The 888-nt window shown below is 45.3% G+C and carries 2 tRNA genes and 1 rRNA gene; all 3 read right to left on the bottom strand.

Features of this window, described 5'->3' with window-relative positions:
• Positions 1-209: 209 nt before the first annotated feature.
• Positions 210-285: transfer RNA gene (locus I6F40_RS19610), tRNA-Ala, on the bottom strand.
• A gap of 50 nt (positions 286-335) precedes the next feature.
• Positions 336-412, bottom strand: a tRNA-Ile gene (locus I6F40_RS19605).
• A gap of 76 nt (positions 413-488) precedes the next feature.
• Positions 489-888 (bottom strand): 16S ribosomal RNA (locus tag I6F40_RS19600); the annotation flags it as partial.

Here is an 888-nt window from a genome sequence, read left to right as displayed (position 1 = left end):
AGTTAACTAAATGGCACTGAATGGTACTGCTACCATTCTTTTTTTACTTTTGAAAACTCTTGATAAATACAATGTATCTATCAGAATTTTATTATCAGCTTTTCCAAATTTTTAAAGAGCAAGAGATGTAAAAACTTCTCAAAATTAAACACACTCTATTCTCAGGCGGTTAATGGCCCGATAAAGAATATTTATTTTTAAGAAGTAAGTGGTGGAGCTAAGCAGGATCGAACTGCTGACCTCCTGCGTGCAAGGCAGGCGCTCTCCCAGCTGAGCTATAGCCCCACATATGCTGGTACTTATTGTTTTAACCATCTTCTTAATTAGATAAGAAGTGGTGGGTCTGAGTAGATTTGAACTACCGACCTCACCCTTATCAGGGGTGCGCTCTAACCAGCTGAGCTACAGACCCAAAACAATAAGTGTTGTTCTCTTTACAATAACAATCATCTGTGTGGACACTACGAACAAATAAGTTCTAAATCGTATAAGGAGGTGATCCAGCCCCAGGTTCCCCTAGGGCTACCTTGTTACGACTTCACCCCAGTCATGAATCACTCCGTGGTAAACGTCCTCCCGAGGGTTAGACTATCTACTTCTGGAGCAACCCACTCCCATGGTGTGACGGGCGGTGTGTACAAGGCCCGGGAACGTATTCACCGCGTCATTCTGATACGCGATTACTAGCGATTCCGACTTCATGGAGTCGAGTTGCAGACTCCAATCCGGACTACGACGCACTTTAAGTGATTCGCTTACCTTCGCAGGTTCGCAGCACTCTGTATGCGCCATTGTAGCACGTGTGTAGCCCTACACGTAAGGGCCATGATGACTTGACGTCGTCCCCACCTTCCTCCGGTTTATCACCGGCAGTCTCCTTAGAGTTCT

It is taken from the genome of Pseudoalteromonas sp. SWXJ133, assembly GCF_015864365.1.
GTDB lineage: Bacteria > Pseudomonadota > Gammaproteobacteria > Enterobacterales > Alteromonadaceae > Pseudoalteromonas > Pseudoalteromonas arctica.
The sequence above is the reverse complement of the archived record's forward strand: the minus strand, read 5'-3'. Positions and strand labels throughout refer to the sequence as shown.